General features: G+C 69.2%; 15 protein-coding genes. 7 read left to right on the top strand and 8 right to left on the bottom strand.

Features of this window, described 5'->3' with window-relative positions; genetic code table 11:
* Positions 1-158: 158 nt before the first annotated feature.
* The 5 genes from CKO28_RS07965 to CKO28_RS07945 all read right to left on the bottom strand — a co-directional run bounded on the left by CKO28_RS07965 (position 159) and on the right by CKO28_RS07945 (position 5029).
* Entirely contained in the window at positions 159-953 is a 795-nt protein-coding gene (locus CKO28_RS07965) for a ferredoxin--NADP reductase (protein ID WP_200340104.1), read from the bottom strand.
* A 270-nt stretch (positions 954-1223) separates the two neighbouring features.
* Complete coding sequence (locus CKO28_RS07960; protein WP_200340103.1) at positions 1224-2447, bottom strand: branched-chain amino acid ABC transporter permease; 1224 nt, start codon at positions 2445-2447, stop codon at positions 1224-1226.
* A gap of 3 nt (positions 2448-2450) precedes the next feature.
* On the bottom strand, positions 2451-3509 hold the full coding sequence (locus CKO28_RS07955) for a branched-chain amino acid ABC transporter permease (RefSeq protein WP_200340102.1): 1059 nt from the start codon (positions 3507-3509) through the stop codon (positions 2451-2453).
* Positions 3510-3516: 7 nt separating this feature from the next.
* Positions 3517-4227 carry an ABC transporter ATP-binding protein gene (locus tag CKO28_RS07950; RefSeq protein ID WP_200340101.1) on the bottom strand — a complete coding sequence of 237 codons (711 nt, stop codon included), beginning with the start codon at positions 4225-4227 and terminating at the stop codon, positions 3517-3519.
* Positions 4208-5029 (bottom strand): ABC transporter ATP-binding protein, encoded by an 822-nt coding sequence (locus CKO28_RS07945; protein WP_338050076.1) that lies wholly within the window; start codon positions 5027-5029, stop codon positions 4208-4210. The genes CKO28_RS07950 and CKO28_RS07945 overlap by 20 nt, the downstream gene beginning before the upstream one ends.
* A 391-nt stretch (positions 5030-5420) precedes the next feature.
* Between CKO28_RS07945 and CKO28_RS07940 the strand changes: the two genes are divergently transcribed.
* The 5 genes from CKO28_RS07940 to CKO28_RS07920 all read left to right on the top strand — a co-directional run bounded on the left by CKO28_RS07940 (position 5421) and on the right by CKO28_RS07920 (position 10161).
* Positions 5421-6551, top strand: coding sequence for an ABC transporter permease (locus CKO28_RS07940; RefSeq protein ID WP_200340100.1), 1131 nt, complete (start codon positions 5421-5423; stop codon positions 6549-6551).
* A gap of 7 nt (positions 6552-6558) precedes the next feature.
* Positions 6559-7392 (top strand): ABC transporter ATP-binding protein, encoded by an 834-nt coding sequence (locus CKO28_RS07935; protein WP_200340099.1) that lies wholly within the window; start codon positions 6559-6561, stop codon positions 7390-7392.
* A 50-nt stretch (positions 7393-7442) separates the two neighbouring features.
* Positions 7443-8483, top strand: a complete 1041-nt coding sequence (locus CKO28_RS07930; RefSeq protein ID WP_200340098.1) for an MlaD family protein — start codon at positions 7443-7445, stop codon at positions 8481-8483.
* Positions 8483-9094 (top strand): PqiC family protein, encoded by a 612-nt coding sequence (locus tag CKO28_RS07925; protein WP_200340097.1) that lies wholly within the window; start codon positions 8483-8485, stop codon positions 9092-9094. Before CKO28_RS07930 ends, CKO28_RS07925 begins: the two co-directional genes overlap by 1 nt.
* A 140-nt stretch (positions 9095-9234) precedes the next feature.
* The gene (locus tag CKO28_RS07920) at positions 9235-10161 is read left to right on the top strand and encodes a hypothetical protein (RefSeq protein ID WP_200340096.1); all 927 of its coding nucleotides are present in this window, start codon (positions 9235-9237) and stop codon (positions 10159-10161) included.
* A 37-nt stretch (positions 10162-10198) separates the two neighbouring features.
* On the opposite strand, the gene CKO28_RS07915 is transcribed toward CKO28_RS07920, so the two are convergent.
* Complete coding sequence (locus CKO28_RS07915) at positions 10199-12541, bottom strand: xanthine dehydrogenase family protein molybdopterin-binding subunit (RefSeq protein WP_200340095.1); 2343 nt, start codon at positions 12539-12541, stop codon at positions 10199-10201.
* Between the two features lie 267 nt (positions 12542-12808).
* On the opposite strand from CKO28_RS07915, the gene CKO28_RS07910 reads away from it, so the two are divergent.
* Both CKO28_RS07910 and CKO28_RS07905 read left to right on the top strand, forming a co-directional pair.
* Entirely contained in the window at positions 12809-13351 is a 543-nt protein-coding gene (locus CKO28_RS07910) for an Hsp20 family protein (protein ID WP_200340094.1), read from the top strand.
* A 126-nt stretch (positions 13352-13477) separates the two neighbouring features.
* The gene (locus tag CKO28_RS07905; protein ID WP_200340093.1) at positions 13478-13693 is read left to right on the top strand and encodes a DUF1150 family protein; all 216 of its coding nucleotides are present in this window, start codon (positions 13478-13480) and stop codon (positions 13691-13693) included.
* A 148-nt stretch (positions 13694-13841) separates the two neighbouring features.
* Here CKO28_RS07905 and ptsN read toward each other — a convergent pair whose 3' ends face one another.
* Both ptsN and hpf read right to left on the bottom strand, forming a co-directional pair.
* Positions 13842-14306, bottom strand: a complete 465-nt coding sequence (gene ptsN / locus CKO28_RS07900; RefSeq protein ID WP_200340092.1) for a PTS IIA-like nitrogen regulatory protein PtsN — start codon at positions 14304-14306, stop codon at positions 13842-13844.
* Between the two features lie 51 nt (positions 14307-14357).
* Positions 14358-15065, bottom strand: coding sequence for a ribosome hibernation-promoting factor, HPF/YfiA family (hpf, locus tag CKO28_RS07895; RefSeq protein WP_200340091.1), 708 nt, complete (start codon positions 15063-15065; stop codon positions 14358-14360).
* Between the last annotated feature and the right edge of the window lie 207 nt (positions 15066-15272).

Raw genomic sequence — 15272 nt, 5'->3', positions numbered from 1 at the left:
ACGGTGGTCAGGCGAGCTTTGCAACGGTTTCCTTGAAAGGAGAGGGTTAGGGAGAGGAGGTTAGCGGGACATCTGAGAGGGTGCGGCGACCTCCTCCCCTTGCCCCTCCTCCCAGTGGAGGAGGGGATCAGTTGGGCGGGGAGAAGAGGCGGCGGCTGTTATCCCACGAACGCCTTTTCGATCGCGTAGCCGCCGGCTTCGCCGCGGTCGCCGGGGTCGAAGCCGCGGGACTTCAGCTCGTCGACCAGCGTCTCCAGCATGTCCGGGCCGCCGCAGACCATGGCGCGGTCCTGCTCCGGGTCCAGCTTGTCCAGACCCAACTCGCCCCACAGGCTGCCGTCTTCCAGGTGGCCGGTGACGCGACCGGTGCGGTAATAGTCCTCGCGGGTCACGGTCGGGTAGTAGAGCAACTGCGCGGCCGCTTCCTCGCCGACCAGCGGGTGCTCGTGGATGCCCGCGCGCAGGTACTGGTCGTAGACCAGCTCGGCCTGCAGGCGGCAGGTGTGGTTGAGCACGATCCGCTCATAGCGGTTATAGATCTCCGGCTCCTGGATCAGGCTCATGAACGGCGCGATCCCGGTGCCGGTGGAGAACAGGTAGAGGTTGCGCCCCGGCGCCACCGCGTCGATCGTCAGGGTCCCGGTCGGCTTCTTGCCGACCAGCAGCTCCTGGCCCGCCTCGACGTATTGCAGGCGCGAGGTGAACGCGCCGTCCTGCACCTTGATCGACAGGAAGCTCAGTTCCTCGTCGTAGGTGGCGTTGGTCATCGAGTAGGCGCGCTGGATCACCTCCTGCCCGGTATCCAGGCCGAGCATGGTGAACTCGCCCGCCTCGAAGCGGAAGGTGCCCGGACGCGTGGTACGCAGGGTGAACAGCCGGTCGGTGTAGTGCTGCACGTCGGTCACTTCGACCGGAAACAGCTTCTCGCGGATCTTGTCGCGTGCGGTACTCATGCTCGTCTCGTTCTCCCTTCCGCCGCGGGGCGGGATGCCGGCCCGGTGCGCACTATCCTCTCGAAGCCAGAGCTGGCCGTCCCCGGGGTCGCATCGCCAACTCGCCGCGCGTGCACGCTGGCTGCCTCGCCGCCGGCGCCGTCCGCCCCAAGCGCTGTCTGCCCCACGCGAAAGCTAGCCAGGGGCGGCGGCGCGGACCAGGGCTTTACGTGCGGCCCTGCTATGCCGCGCCGCGATATCCCCGTCAAGCTTTGCGGAAAATTAATATTTCTACACTTGAGAGTGTTGTTTTCGCCGCGGGTTGGCGATTTTGCCCAGAAAGCGGCTCACGACCTTGTCTTCGGGCACCAGGCCCTGCGGGCGGAACAGCACGATCCCGGCGAGCAGGATCGCCACCAGCATCCAGCGCAGGTAGCTGCTGCGGTCGGGCAGGCTGGGATGAATCGCCGCAAGTGTGGGCTCCAGCAGGCCGGTCAGGAACGCCGTGCCGGACCAGACGCCCCAGATGATGAACGCGCCCAGCATCGCGCCCTTGTTGTTGCCGCTGCCGCCCAGCATCAGCATCACCCAGATGATGAAGGTGGAGAACAGCGGCTTGAAGTGGCTGTAGTCGATCGTGACGGTGTAATGGGCATAGAGCGCGCCGCCCAGGCCCATCACCACCGAACCGACGACGAACGACTGGATGCGCAGGCTCGTCAGGTTCTTGCCGTTCATCGCGGCGGACGCCTCTTCGTCGCGCACCGCCCGCAGCGTCCGGCCCCAGGGCGAGCGCAGGGCCGTTTCCAGGGCGACGTAGATCAGCGCCAAGGCCAGCGTGACGATGACGACGTAGATGAAGGTGTAGTCGCGCGCCTCCAGCGGCCCGAACAGCCAGGCCAGCCAGCCGGGCGCGCAGCCCTGGTCCTGGACCAGGCAGTCCAGTGGCCGCGGGATGCCGCGCAGCGGCTGCGGGCCGTTGGCGAGCCAGCGCTCGTTCTGGAAGATCAGGCGGATGATCTCCGCGATCCCGATGGTGGAGATCGCCAGGAAGTCCATCCGCAGCCGGAGCACCGGGATCGCGATCAGGAAGGCGATGATCCCGGAGACCACGCCGCCCGCCAGCACGCCGACCAGGAACGGCGCCTCCAGCCCGAAGGCTTGCTTCGTGTAGTTGGCCATCACCCCCGTTGGCTCGGCGGTGGTGAACAGCGCGGTGGTGAACGCGCCGATGGCGAAGAATCCGGCGATGCCGAAGTTGAGGTGGCCGTTGAAGCCCCACTGCGTATTCAGGCCCAGCGCCAGGATGGCGTAGATACTGGCCATGGTGGTGAAGCTGACCAGGTAGCTCATGCCGCCGGACGGCATCGCCGCGACGATCGCGATCCCCAGCACGACGCCGGCAGCGATCGCGGCCGGCAGGCGCAACGCGGCCTTCAGCGGGATCAGCTTGAGGCCCAGCAGGGTCAGCGGCACCGCGATGAAGATGCCTTTCGAGAGGGTTGCGGCGTCCATGGCTTAGCTCCTCTCGCCAAACAGGCCTTGCGGGCGGATCAGCAGTGTCAGCACCAGCAGCACGAACGCCACGCCCGGTCCGTAGGCCGGGCTGATCGCCGCGCTGGAGACCTGCTGCGCCACGCCGATGATCACCGCCCCCGCGAGCGCGCCGCGCGGGTTGCCGATCGAGCCCATGATCACCGCGGCGAACATCGGCAGCAGCAGCCAGAAGCCCATTTCCGGGCGCAGCTGCGACGCCAGGCCGTACATCACCCCGCCGGCCGCCGCGAGCGCGCCCGACAGCATCCAGGTGTAGGCGATCACCTTCTCGGTGTTGATGCCGCGCACCTGCGCCAGTTCCGGGTTGTTGGCGGTGGCGCGCATCGCCTTGCCCATCTTGGTCTTTTCCAGCAGCAGGTAGACCAGCGTGACCAGCACGACGGCGAGCAGCAGGATGAAGATCTGATCCGCCTGCACCCGAAGGCCCAGCGGCAGGTCGAGCGCGGGGTTCGCCCGGCCCTGGTAATAGAACCGGAAGTCGGACCCCCAGATCAGGTAGATCACCGAGCGCAGGAAGAACGCCATGGCGAGCGAGGCCATCGCGAACAGCACCAGGGAACTGCGCTGGACGCGCAGGCGTCGGTACATCACCCGGTCGACGCCGATCGCGACCAGGCCGACCAGCGGCATCGCGATCACCAGGCCCGCGACCAATTCCCAGCCGAACGAGAACGGGCCGATCGGCTCGCTCTTGGGCAGATAGGCGACGGTGGAAAAGGCGATGTAGGCGCCCAGCGTGGCCAGCGCGCCGTGCGAGAAGTTGGGGAACTTGAGCACGCCGTAGACCAGCGTCAGCCCGATCCCGCCCAGGCCGATCACGCCGCCCAGCATGACCCCCCAGACGAACAGCGACAGGATACGCCCGGCCGACGCGTCCTGCACCAGTCCGGCGGCGATCAGGAGCACGAAGAACAGGGCGATCACCGAGGCCAGGGCCGAGCGCGTCTGCAGCGCGGCCTTCAGCCGTTCGCCCGGGCGCGGCCCAAACGCGGCCCGGACGCCTTCGCCAGCTTGGGTCATTGGAACTCTAGCCTCCCAGATACAGGCGGGCGACGTCGGGGTCGTTCAGCAGTTCCGTGCCGGTGCCCTCGACCCGGTTCTCGCCGCTCGCCATGACGTAGCCGCGGTGAGCCATCTGCAGCGACTGCTTGGCGTTCTGCTCGACCATCATCACCGCGATGTTGAAGCTGCGGTTGACGTGCACGATCCGCTCGAAGATGTGGTCGACCATCTTGGGCGCGAGCCCGGCCGACGGCTCGTCTAGCAGGATCAGCTTGGGGTCCAGCATGAGCGCGCTGCCCATGGCGACCATCTGCCGCTCGCCGCCGGACATCTTGCCGGCCTTCTGGCGGCGGCGTTCGTAGAGCCGCGGAAACAGGTCGAAGATCTGCTGCTTGCGGTCGCCCACCTGGTCGTCGGAGCGCACGAACGCGCCCATGTCCAGGTTCTCGTCCACCGTCAGTTCGGTGAACACGTTGGCGACCTGCGGCACGTAGCACATGCCGGTTTCGACGATCTGGTAGGGCTCGTGGCGGGAGATATCCACGCCGTCGAACTCGATGCGCCCGGACCAGGGGTGCAGCAGGCCGAACACCGCCTTCATGACGGTCGACTTGCCGGCCCCGTTGGGCCCGATGATCGAGACGACTTCGCCGCGCTTCACCTCGATCGAGACGTCCGTGAGCACCTGCATGTCGCCGTAGCCGCAGGTGACCTTCTCAACCTTCAGCAGCGGCATACTGACCACCCAGATAAGCTTCCAGAACCTTCGGATCGTTGCGCACCTCGTCGGGCGCGCCCTGCATCAGCTTGGTGCCCTCGCTCATCACGATGACCGGGTCGCAGACGTTCATGACCAGGTCCATGTCGTGCTCGATCAGCAGGAAGGTGATGCCGCGCTCGCGCTGCAGGTACTGGATGTTGTCGGTCAGACGCTGCATCAGCGTCCGGTTCACGCCGGCGCCCGGCTCGTCCAGCAGGACAAGTTCCGGCTCGGCCATCAGGATGCGGCCCAGTTCGAGCAGCTTCTTCTGGCCGCCGGACAGGCGGCCGGCGAGCTCGCCGCGCAGGTGGCCGAGGTCGATGAAGTCCAGCACCTCGTCCGCCTGGGCGCGAATCCGCTCCTCTTCCGCGCGGACGGCGCTGGGACGCAGCCAGACGTTCCAGAACCGTTCGCCGATCTGGTGCGACGGCACCAGCATCAGGTTCTCGAGCACGGTCATGCTCTGGTGCTCGCGCGGGATCTGGAAGGTCCGGCACAGCCTGTGCTCGAAGATCCTGTGGGCGGGCAGGCCGGTGATGTCGTGGCCGCGGAAGGTGACCCGGCCGCTGTCCGGCTGGATCGCGCCGGTGATCAGGTTGAACAGCGAGGTCTTGCCGGCGCCGTTCGGCCCGATCAGGCCGGTGATCGTACCGCGCCGGACCTGCAGGCTGGCGTGGTCGACCGCGCGCAGGCCGCCGAAGCTCTTGGTCAGGCCCTGCACATCCAACAGGACCTCGCCCGCTCCGGCGCCGGCGCCTTGGACTGGCGTCTCAGACACCTTGTGCGCTCCCTGGTCAAAGGCGCACGGGCGGCATGCTGCTCGGAATCGGGAACGGCTGCCCGTCACGTGGGACCGCTTCCCGCGCCCGTGGCTGTTCGGTTGGCCCGTGTTCGCGCGGCCCCGTCGGAGCCGCCGGGCCTGGTTTGGTGTGTCGCGCCCGCTGGTGGGACGGCTGCTTTTATGCCAGCCGATACCCGGTTAACGAAACGGGGCCGCGATTGTTTTCTGGGGGTCCAGGGCTTTTCCGGCTTCCGGGCACCGATCCAGCCGCGTATCCCCCGGCTGCCGGGCGGCGCGCGACGTGCACCCGTCGCCACAGCCGGCCCGATGCTTTAGGCTCAACGCGACCACGACCGGGCGGAATTGAACGGCGGACCGGCCCCAGCGGATGACCCAGGCTTTCCAGTACGACATCGAGCAGTCGGGCGCGGACACGCTGCGCCTGCACCTGCGCGGGCGCTGGCGGATCGACGCCGGGCTGCCGGACGCGGCCGCGGCGGAACGCGCGCTGGGCCAGGGCGGCGTGCGCCGGGTCGAGGTCGCCGACGCCGGCATGGACACCTGGGACAGCGCGCTGATCACTTTCCTGCTGCGCCTGCACGCCGCCGGACGGGAGCGGCAGGTCGAGCTGGACCTGAGCGGCCTGCCGGAGGGCGCGCGTCGGCTGCTGTCGCTGTCGCAGGCCGTGCCGGCGCGCACCGACAGCGCCCAGGCCAAACCTCGGGAGGCGCTGCTGAACCGGCTCGGCCACGCCGGCGTGCGCGAGGCCCGGGCGGTTGGCGAGACGCTGAACTTCATCGGCGAGGCGACCCTATCGTTCGTGCGCCTGCTGCGCGCCCGGCCGGCGTTCCGGCGCGGCGATTTCTTCCTGCTGATCCAGCAGACCGGGGCCGAGGCGCTGCCGATCGTTTCCATTATCTCGCTGCTGGTGGGCCTGATCCTGGCGTTCGTCGGCGCCGTCCAGCTGCGCTGGTTCGGCGCGGAAATCTACGTCGCCGACCTGGTCGGCATCGCGATGACCCGCGAGATGGCGCCGATCATGACCGGCATCGTGCTGGCCGGGCGGACCGGCGCGTCGTTCGCCGCCAACATCGGGACGATGCAGGGCAACGAGGAGATCGACGCGCTGTCGACCCTGGGCATCTCGCCGATGGACTTCCTGGTGCTGCCGCGCCTGCTGGCGATGCTGTTGATGATGCCGCTCCTGGTGCTCTACGCCGATTTCGTGGGCATCTTCGGCGGCTGGCTGGTCGGGGTCGGGATGCTGGATCTGACCAGCGCCGCCTACGTCTCGCAGACGCTGGCCAAGGTGACCGCCGACCACTTCCTGATCGGCCTGACCAAAAGCCTGTTCTTCGGCCTGATCGTGGCCACAGCGGGCTGCATGCGCGGCCTGCAGGCGGGCCGCAGCGCCGCCGCCGTGGGCAACGCCGCGACCAGCGCCGTGGTGACCGGCATCGTCTACATCATCGTGGTCGACGCCATCTTCGCCGTGATCTGCAACATCGTGGGGATCTGACCGGTTGATGACGCCCGATACCGCCCAGCCCCGGGACGCCGCCCGCGCCGGCACCGGGACCCAGCCGCCGGCGTGCATCGGGGTGCGCGGCCTGACGATGGCGTTCGGCGGCTTTACCGTGCAGCGCGACCTGACGTTCGAGATCTCGCATGGCGAAATCTTCGTGATCATGGGCGGCAGCGGCTGCGGCAAGTCGACGCTGCTACGCCACATGATCGGGCTCTTGCCGCCGGCCGAAGGCGACATCCTGTACGACGGGGTTAGTTTCTGGGCCAAGGGCGACGCCGCCTCCCGCCGGGAGATCAGCCAGCGCTTCGGCGTGCTGTTCCAGTCGGGGGCGCTGTTTTCCTCGATGACCCTGGCGGAGAACGTCGCCCTGCCGCTGCAGCACCACGCCGGGCTGCAGCCAAGGGAGGTCGACGAGATCGTGCGCTTCAAGCTGGCGCTGGTCGGGCTGGGCGGTTTCGAGGACTACCTGCCGGCGGAGATCTCGGGCGGCATGCGCAAGCGCGCCGGGCTGGCGCGCGCGATCGCCATGGACCCCGACCTGCTGTTCCTGGACGAGCCGTCGGCCGGCCTGGACCCGCCGACCGCGCGCCGGCTCGACGATCTGATCCTGGAACTGCGCGCGAGCATGCGCGCGACCGTGGTGGTGGTGACCCACGAACTGGACAGCATCTTCACGATCGCCGACGACAGCGTCTATCTGGACGCCGAAAGCCGGACCATGATCGCCCACGGATCGCCGCGGGACTTGGTTCACAACGCCGAAAACGCCAAGGTGCGAACCTTCCTGCAGCGCGGCGAGGCCCGACCCGGCGTCGCCGCCGACACCGGCTGAGCCGCCGGCGCGCCGGCCGTCAGGCAACACCGCAGAGCGACCCGAGCCCGATGCGATACCGGCCCAACCCCAAGCTGATCGGCGCGTTCGTCCTGGGCGCGATCTTCCTGGCCGTGGTCGCGGTCGCGGTGCTGGGCGGCAACCGCCTGTTCCAGACCACCCGCACCGCCGTCGCCTACTTCGATCAGTCGGTCGCCGGCCTGTCGACCGGTGCGCCCGTGACCTTTCGCGGTGTTCGCGTGGGTCAGGTCAAGGATATCAATCTGCGCGTCGAGACCGACGAGCTGAGCGCCCGAATCCCGGTGATCATGGAGTTCCAGCTCGACCGGATCGAGTGGGCCGGCGAAAAGGGCTTCACCCAGGAGCAGTTGAACCGCCTGATCGAGCGCGGCCTGCGGGCGAAACTGGTGTCGCAGTCGTTCGTCACCGGCCAGCTCGCGGTCGAGCTCGGGTTCGAACCGGATGTGCCGGTGCGGATGGTGGGCGCGCGCGAGGATATCCCGGAGATTCCGACCGCGCCCGGCGGTCTCGCGCAGCTGAAGAGCTCGCTGGAGAGCCTGCCGCTGAAGGAAATCCTGACCCGGACCATGTCGACGATGGACCGGATCAACAACCTGCTCGCCCAGCCGGCGGTGCAGCAGTTGGCGCCACAGGCGCTGAGCGTTCTGCAGGAATACCGCGGCCTTGCGGAGGACCTGCGCGGCGAGGTCGGGCCGCTGGCCGAGCAGGTTAGCCAGAGCGCGAGAACCGCCAACCAGACCTTAGCCCAGACCAACCAGGCGGTGCAGAGGATCGAGCGGGAGCTGACCCGAACCCTGCGATCCGTCCGCCAGGTCACCGAAACCGTGGACGCGCGGCTCGGCCCGCTCGCCGATAAGATCGAACGCACCATCGACGCGGCCACCAGCGCGATGCGGCAGACCGAACAGACCATGGCGACCGCGAACGCCGTGATCGAGCCGGGCTCTGCAACCCAGCGCGATCTGCGCCGGGCGCTCGACGAGTTCGCGCGGGCGGCGCGCTCGGTCCGCGAACTGGCCGAGCTGCTGGAGCGCAATCCGAACGCGCTGATCACCGGGAAGGGGCGCTGATGACCGTGAAGTCTGCCGTGCGGACCGTGGCCGCGATCGGTATCGCCGTCGTAACGCTGGGCGCGTGCGGTCTGCCCGGCGAGTCCGCGCCGACCTTCTATTACCTGCTGGACCCGATCGACCCGGCCGCCGAGCGGCAGGCGGGCGGCGCGGTCAGCCTGGCGTTGGAGCCGGTCGAGATTCCCGCCTATCTGGACCGCCAGGCGCTGGTCACCCGCAGCGACGACAACGAACTGGAGGTGGCGAGTTTCCACCAGTGGGCGGAGCCGCTGTACGCCAACGTGACCCGCGTGCTGGCGGAGAACCTGCGGCTGCTGCTGGATCAGACCGACGTCGTCCGGCTGCCGAGTCGGAACAGCGGGTTCAACGCAGAGCTACAGGTCGAGCTGATGCGCTTCGAGCGGGCCGCGGACGGACCGGTGACCCTGGTGGCCCGCTGGCGGGTGCTGGACGGTCGGGGGCAGCGGGAACTGGCGAGCCGGCGGGCGGTGGTGCAGGAGCCGCTCGACGGCGCCGGGCCGGAGGCCACCGTGGCGGCGATGGACCGGGCGCTCGCCGAGCTGTCGCGGCGGATCGCCGAGCATCTGCGCGAGGCCGGCGCGGCGATCTGACGCCGGCCGGCGTCAGGTCTGAGGCCGCAGATTAAGGTTAATCGCCAAGACGATGCTTTTCCCGAATCTTAACAACTGGCACGCCACGCTCACGTAGGTAACCGCCGCCGAGTCGGTCGGGCGACGGGACGACGGGAAGGATGCCGGTTGTGGTCGGGCGCTACCGCACGTCGAACGCGTTTCGTGCCGGGGCACGCGCGCCCCTGGCGGGGCTGGCGGCCGTGCTGTGCATTGCGGGCGTTGGGGTCGCGATGCCGGTCGGGGCCGCGGACCTTCGCCTAGCGGATGATCACCTGTCGATGCGGGTTGCCCCTCGGGTCGCCCGGCAGGCGCCGTTCGGCGGTTCGAGCCCGGCGGAAGTCGGGCTGGAGAGCATGCTGCGCGCGCAGGCCGCGACCCCGGGCCCGGACATGGCGGTCGAGGTCGGCCACTACGGCGCGGCGCGCCACGGCGACCGGCCGGAACAGTTCGACCAGCGGCTCGGCGTGCGCGGCCAGCTGTCGAACGTCTTGACGCTGCCGTCCGGCCGGCTCGCGGCCGACCTTTCCGGCGGCTACCAGGTGGGCGACATGGCCGCCTTCGACACCGGCACGCTGCAGACGACTTTCACGCTGCGCGCCAGTCCGCTCGACCGGCTGTCGACGCGGACCGAGATTGGCTGGTGGGGGCAACGTCCGGCCGAAGATGGTACCTGGGTGCAGGGCGGTCACGGCCGGCTGGGTCTGAGCTACGCGCTCCCGGACTTCGGCACGATCGGCGCGTTCGAGCGGCTCGGCGTCAGCGGCCCGCGCGGCCAGCGGCGGCACTACGAAACCGGCGTTCAGCTGGACTTCGGCGCGCACAGCCTCAGCGTCAGCCAGCGGCTGGAGACACTCGGCCGGGTGTCGGTCGGACCGCCCGCGACCGCCGCCGCCTACGGCTGGCAGGTCGGCCCGCTCGGCCTGGCGATGGGCGCCGATTACACCGCCGCAAGCGAGACCGCCCCGGCAGCCGGCTTCGCGGGCCTGGCGGTCACCCTCGGTCTTGCCGGGCCTGGCCCGGGTGCCTTGCTCGACGCGCTGCGGTGAGGGCGGAACGACAGCCTGACCGGTAATCGGCAGAGGGTTACGCCGCCGCCGCGGCCGGCCGGGCGGCCTGGACGGTCTCGAAGATCCGCTGCGGGGTCGCCGGCATGTCGATGTGGGTGACCCCATAGGGCTGCAGCGCATCGACCAGGGCGTTGATCACCGCCGGCGGGGCGCCGATCGCGCCGGCCTCGCCGGCGCCCTTGATGCCCATCGGGTTGGTTCTGCAGGGGATGTCCTCGACGAAACTGACGTCGAAGGCGGGCAGGTCGTCCGCCCGCGGCATGGTGTAGTCCTGGAAGCTGGCGGTGATCAGCTGACCCGACTGGGCGTCGTAGGCGGTGTTCTCCAACAGTGCCTGGCCGATCCCCTGCGCCGTGCCGCCGTGCACCTGCCCGCGCAGCATCAGCGGGTTCACGATCGTCCCGGCATCGTCGACGATGGTGTAGGCGACGATCTCGACCTCAAAGGTCTGCTCGTCGATTTCGACCTCGCAGACGTGGCATCCGTTGGGGTAGGTCAGCGGCGGCGCCTGATAGCGCGCGGTTTCCGCGACGCCGCCGGCGAGCTGCTCCGGCAGGTCGGGGCGCTGGGCGGCCTCGGCGACCGCCTGCAGGCCGATCCGCCGGTCGGTCCCGGCGATCGTGAAGGTGCCGGCCTCGAACTCGACGTCGCCGGGGGCGCATTCCATCAGCCAGGCGGCCAGCTGCTTGGCCTTCTCGACCGCCTTGTCGGCGGCTGCCGTGGTCGCCCCGCCGCCCATCAGCAGCGAGCGTGAGCCGCCGGTGCCGCGGCCGAATTGGAGTTCCGCCGTGTCGCCCTGCCGGACCCGGATCTGCTCGGGCGTCAGGCCCAGCCGGTCGGCGATCAGCTGGGCGTAGGCGGTGGCGTGTCCCTGGCCGTTGGTCTGGGTGCCCACCCACAGGGTGACGCCGCCGTCGGGATCCAGGCGCAGCCTGGCTTCCTCCTCGCCGATCCCAGCGCAGCATTCGATGTAGCTGGCGTGACCCAGGCCGCGCAGCTTGCCGCGCTCGCGCGCGTCCGCCTTGCGCGCCGCGAGGCCGCGCGCGTCCGCGCGGTCCAGGGCGATTTGCTGGATGCGCGCGAAGTCGCCGCTGTCGTAGGTCATGCCGGTGGCCGTAGTGTGCGGCAACGCCTCGGGCTTGATGAAGTTGCGCGCCCGCAGTTCCGCCGGGCACAGGCCCAGCTCGCGGGCGGCCACGTCGATCGTGCGCTCGATCAGATAGGCCGCCTCCGGCCGGCCGGCGCCGCGGTAGGCGTCGACCGGCACGGTGTTGGTGAAGACCGCCTGGGTGCGCCCGAACAGCGCCGGGATGTTATAGACGCCAGGATACATGCGCGCGCCGGCGCTGGTCGCGACGTACGGCCCGAAGTTGGACAGGTAAGCGCCCAGGTTGGCGATCGTGTCGATCCGCACGCCGACGATCCGCGCGTCCGCGTCGAAGCCGATCCTGACCTCGCTGACGTGGTCGCGGCCGTGCACGTCGGACAGGAAGCTCTCGGTCCGCTGGCCCGACCAGCGTACCGGCCGGCCCAGCTGCTTGGCGGCGTGCAGGGCGACCACCTGTTCGCCGTAGAGGAAGATCTTCATGCCGAACCCGCCGCCGACGTCGGGCGTGGTGACGCGCACACGCTCGGGATCGACCTTCAGGACGTGCTGCGCCAGCTGGTTGCGCAGCCCGTGCACGCCCTGGCTGCCGGTGGTGAGCACGTAGGTGCCGGTCTCGGCGTCGTACTCGCCGAGCGCCGCGCGCGGCTCCAGCGAGGCGACCACGACGCGGTTGTTGACCAGCTTCAGGTGGGTGACGTGGTGCGCCCCGGCCAAGGCGGCGTCGGCCGCGGCTTGGTCGCCGATCCCGAAGTCGAGGCACAGGTTGTTCGGGGCCTGCTCCCAGATCCGCGGCGCGCCGTCGGCCAGCGTCGCCTCCAAGCCGGTCACGTGGTCCAGCTCGCGGTAATCGACCTCGACCAGGTCGGCGGCGTCGGCGGCCTGCTGCGCGGTCTCCGCGACCACGACCGCGACCGGATCGCCGACGTGGCGCACCCGGCCGCGCGCCAGCACCGGGTGACCGGGCATCACCGGCGGGTTGCCGTCGCGGCCCGGGATCGGGGTCATACAGGGAATGTCGGCGATACCGGCGGCGTCCAGGTCGGCGATCGTGTAGACGGCGTGCACGCCATCGGCGGCGCGCGCGTCGGCGGTGTCGATCCGCGCGATCTCGGCATGGGCGTGCGGGCTGCGCACCACCGCCATCTGCAGGGCGTCGGGGCGTTTCAGGTCGTCGGTGTAGCTGCCGTGACCGGTCAGCAGGCGGTGATCCTCGATCCGCGTGATTCCCTGGCCGACGCCGAACTGACCCATCGCTTCCCGCTCCCTGTCGTCGGTTGATCGCGCGCTTGCGAATGGCCCGCAACCTAGCTGACCGCGCACGCTCGGGCGAGCGGCGGGATAGCTCGGCATTGCGGCTGGCAGGCCCGCTTGAACGCGACCGCACCGCCCCCCAAGTATAGCAATGCGGGGGCGCCGCCAAGGCGGGCCCTTGCGCCACCGGTCGCCGAGCATAGTCGGGGCCGTCGATGGCGGACAATGTGGAAAAGCCTTGCTCCCCGGCGAGGAGGCCTGCGCCAGATGTCGCGTGTATCCGTCTTCAACTCCCCGCTTCTGCTGGGCTTCGACCACTTCGAGCGGGCGTTGGACCGCGTGTCGAAGACGGCAAGCGATGGGTACCCCCCGTACAACGTGGAACAGGTCGACGAGGACCACCTGCGGATCACGCTGGCGGTCGCCGGATTCCGCCCGGACGACCTGGAGGTCCGGGTGGAGGACACGCAGCTGACCATCCATGGCCGGCAGACCGACGACGAGAGCGATCGGGTCTATCTGCACCGCGGCATCGCCTCGCGCCAGTTCAAGCGCTCGTTCGTGCTCTCCGAGGGGATCGAAGTTCAAGGCGCGAGCCTGGACAACGGCCTGCTGCACATCGATCTGGCCCGAGTGCGGCCGGAACCCCAGGTCCGCACGGTCGAGATCAAGACCGGTCAGCAGTCGCGCGAGGAACTGGCACCCCGCCGGAGTGACACCGGCCGGGCGAACGGCGGCGGCCGGTGCGGAGCCGACACCGGCGCCGAGGGCCGTCAGCGCGGCCGCCGTACCTCGCAAGATCAGGGCTGATCCACGCCAACCAGGTCACCCTCATCGGGATATCGACAGGGTGGCCCTTCACTCCGTCCCTCGCGATCGCCACATCAGAACAGGTGGGAAACGCGAGACAGCTGCCTTCGAAAGGAGCGATCCCAGATGCACAAGCACACACACCAGGAACAGGTCAGCCAGCAGGATCTGGCGTCGTGGGGCCTGAACCACATGGCGTACGTCAAGCCGACCACCCACGAAGGCGAAGGGGTCTATGCGATCCACGCCGCCGACGGCACACAGATGGCTCTCGTGAACGACCGCGACGTGGCATTCGCGGCGGTACGCCAGCACGACCTGGAACCCGTCAGCGTGCACTAAGCGACGGCGGTCTGGGGCGATTGCGTCCTGGGCCCGCGAGCCGTCGTCTGTCCTGCTGGGAAAATCCATAATCGATGCGCGCCGGCGTTCGAAAAGGACGCCGGCGCGCATCGTATGTGCCGGCGGACGAACCGCGTTGTGCGAGGGCTCAGGCGGCGCGGCTGGCCGCGGATTCCGTCAGAATCGCGTAGACCGCGTCCGCGCTGTCGCTGCCGCGCAGCTTTTCGCAGACGTTGCGGTCGCGCAGCAGGCGGGAGATTCGGGCGAGCGCCTTCAGGTGGTCGGCGCCCGCGCTTTCCGGCGCCAGTAGGACGCAGATCAGATCGACCGGCTGTTCGTCGATCGCCTCGAAGTCGATCGGCGTCTCCAGGCGTGCGAACATCGCCCGCAGGTCGGTCAGTTCGGACAGCTTGCCGTGCGGGATCGCGATCCCGTTGCCCACCCCCGTGGTGCCCAGGCGCTCGCGCTCCACCAACACGTCGAAGATGCGCCGCTCGGGCACGCCGATCAGATCGGACGCGCGCCGCGACAGCTCCTGCAGGGCCTGTTTCTTGCTGGTGACCCGAAGGTTTGGGACCACCGCATGCGGCCGGATCAGATCCGTGACTTCCATCCTCGGATCACCCTGAAAGACGGCTGTGGGAGGGGCGGCGGGACCCGCGGATCACCCGCGGCTGTCCTGCGTGTTCGGTGTCGTGGGCGCGTTCGGTGTCGTGGGCGCGTTCGGCCCGGCCGGCTGGTCGGCGACAGCGGCATCCGTATTGCCTTCCGGATCGACCCAACCGACGTTGCCGTCGCCGCGGCGGTAAATCATGTTTAGACCGCCGTGCGCGGCGTTGCGAAACATCATCGCCGGTACATCCGCCAGATCCAGACGCATAACGGCCTCGCTTACCGTCAGGCTCGGGATGTCGTAACTCATTTCGGCGACCACCGCCGGCTGCGTATCTTCACCGTCGCCGGCGGTCTCAAGCTCGTCGGCGTCCGGCGCCTGGTCATCCACGTCGCCCGGCGCCTCGCCGCTCGACAGCACGTAATGCCGGCCTTCCACCACGTCCAGGGGGGACTGCTGGTGTTTTTTCTCGTCGCGCAGCCGGCGCTTGTAGCGGCGCAGCCGCTTGGCGAGCCGCTCCGCCGCGGCATCGAACGCGGCATACACGCGGTCGGCTTCGGCCTCGGCGGCCAGGTGGATGCCGCGGCCGACGTGCACGTTCACCTGCGCATGGTACAGGTGGCTGGTCTGCGACATCGTCACCCGCGCATCGATCGCATCGCCAAAGTACTTTGCGAAGATGGTCGTCAGGCTGTCCTCGATATGGCTGCGCAGGGCGTCGCCGATGTCGAGATGCCTGCCGTTCACCGACAGTTGCATGACCTTATTTCCTGGATCCGTCCGTACCCTGGCGCAGGCCGTCCCCCGTGGGCCCGCCGGCCGGAGGACGCGAACCTATGGAGGGGCGAACGCGGTGTCAACTCGCACGCCAACCCGTGCTCCCCTCAGGCTACGCCCTCCATGTGCGGGTTCAAGTGCATTCTCCCGCGGGCCGCCGCGACCCCCGTCTTGGGACCCCCGTCTTGC

The sequence above is a fragment of the Rhodovibrio sodomensis genome, assembly GCF_016583645.1.
In the GTDB taxonomy this organism is placed as follows: Bacteria; Pseudomonadota; Alphaproteobacteria; order Kiloniellales; family Rhodovibrionaceae; genus Rhodovibrio; species Rhodovibrio sodomensis.
The sequence above is the reverse complement of the archived record's forward strand: the minus strand, read 5'-3'. Positions and strand labels throughout refer to the sequence as shown.

Coding starts and splice junctions, on each gene's coding strand:
- CKO28_RS07965 (WP_200340104.1), bottom strand. CDS start 953: ATGAGTACCGCACGCGACAAGATCCGCGAGAAGCTGTTTCCGGTCGAA.
- CKO28_RS07960 (WP_200340103.1), bottom strand. CDS start 2,447: ATGGACGCCGCAACCCTCTCGAAAGGCATCTTCATCGCGGTGCCGCTG.
- CKO28_RS07955 (WP_200340102.1), bottom strand. CDS start 3,509: ATGACCCAAGCTGGCGAAGGCGTCCGGGCCGCGTTTGGGCCGCGCCCG.
- CKO28_RS07950 (WP_200340101.1), bottom strand. CDS start 4,227: ATGCCGCTGCTGAAGGTTGAGAAGGTCACCTGCGGCTACGGCGACATG.
- CKO28_RS07940 (WP_200340100.1), top strand. CDS start 5,421: ATGACCCAGGCTTTCCAGTACGACATCGAGCAGTCGGGCGCGGACACG.
- CKO28_RS07935 (WP_200340099.1), top strand. CDS start 6,559: ATGACGCCCGATACCGCCCAGCCCCGGGACGCCGCCCGCGCCGGCACC.
- CKO28_RS07930 (WP_200340098.1), top strand. CDS start 7,443: ATGCGATACCGGCCCAACCCCAAGCTGATCGGCGCGTTCGTCCTGGGC.
- CKO28_RS07925 (WP_200340097.1), top strand. CDS start 8,483: ATGACCGTGAAGTCTGCCGTGCGGACCGTGGCCGCGATCGGTATCGCC.
- CKO28_RS07920 (WP_200340096.1), top strand. CDS start 9,235: ATGCCGGTTGTGGTCGGGCGCTACCGCACGTCGAACGCGTTTCGTGCC.
- CKO28_RS07915 (WP_200340095.1), bottom strand. CDS start 12,541: ATGGGTCAGTTCGGCGTCGGCCAGGGAATCACGCGGATCGAGGATCAC.
- CKO28_RS07910 (WP_200340094.1), top strand. CDS start 12,809: ATGTCGCGTGTATCCGTCTTCAACTCCCCGCTTCTGCTGGGCTTCGAC.
- CKO28_RS07905 (WP_200340093.1), top strand. CDS start 13,478: ATGCACAAGCACACACACCAGGAACAGGTCAGCCAGCAGGATCTGGCG.
- ptsN (WP_200340092.1), bottom strand. CDS start 14,306: ATGGAAGTCACGGATCTGATCCGGCCGCATGCGGTGGTCCCAAACCTT.
- hpf (WP_200340091.1), bottom strand. CDS start 15,065: ATGCAACTGTCGGTGAACGGCAGGCATCTCGACATCGGCGACGCCCTG.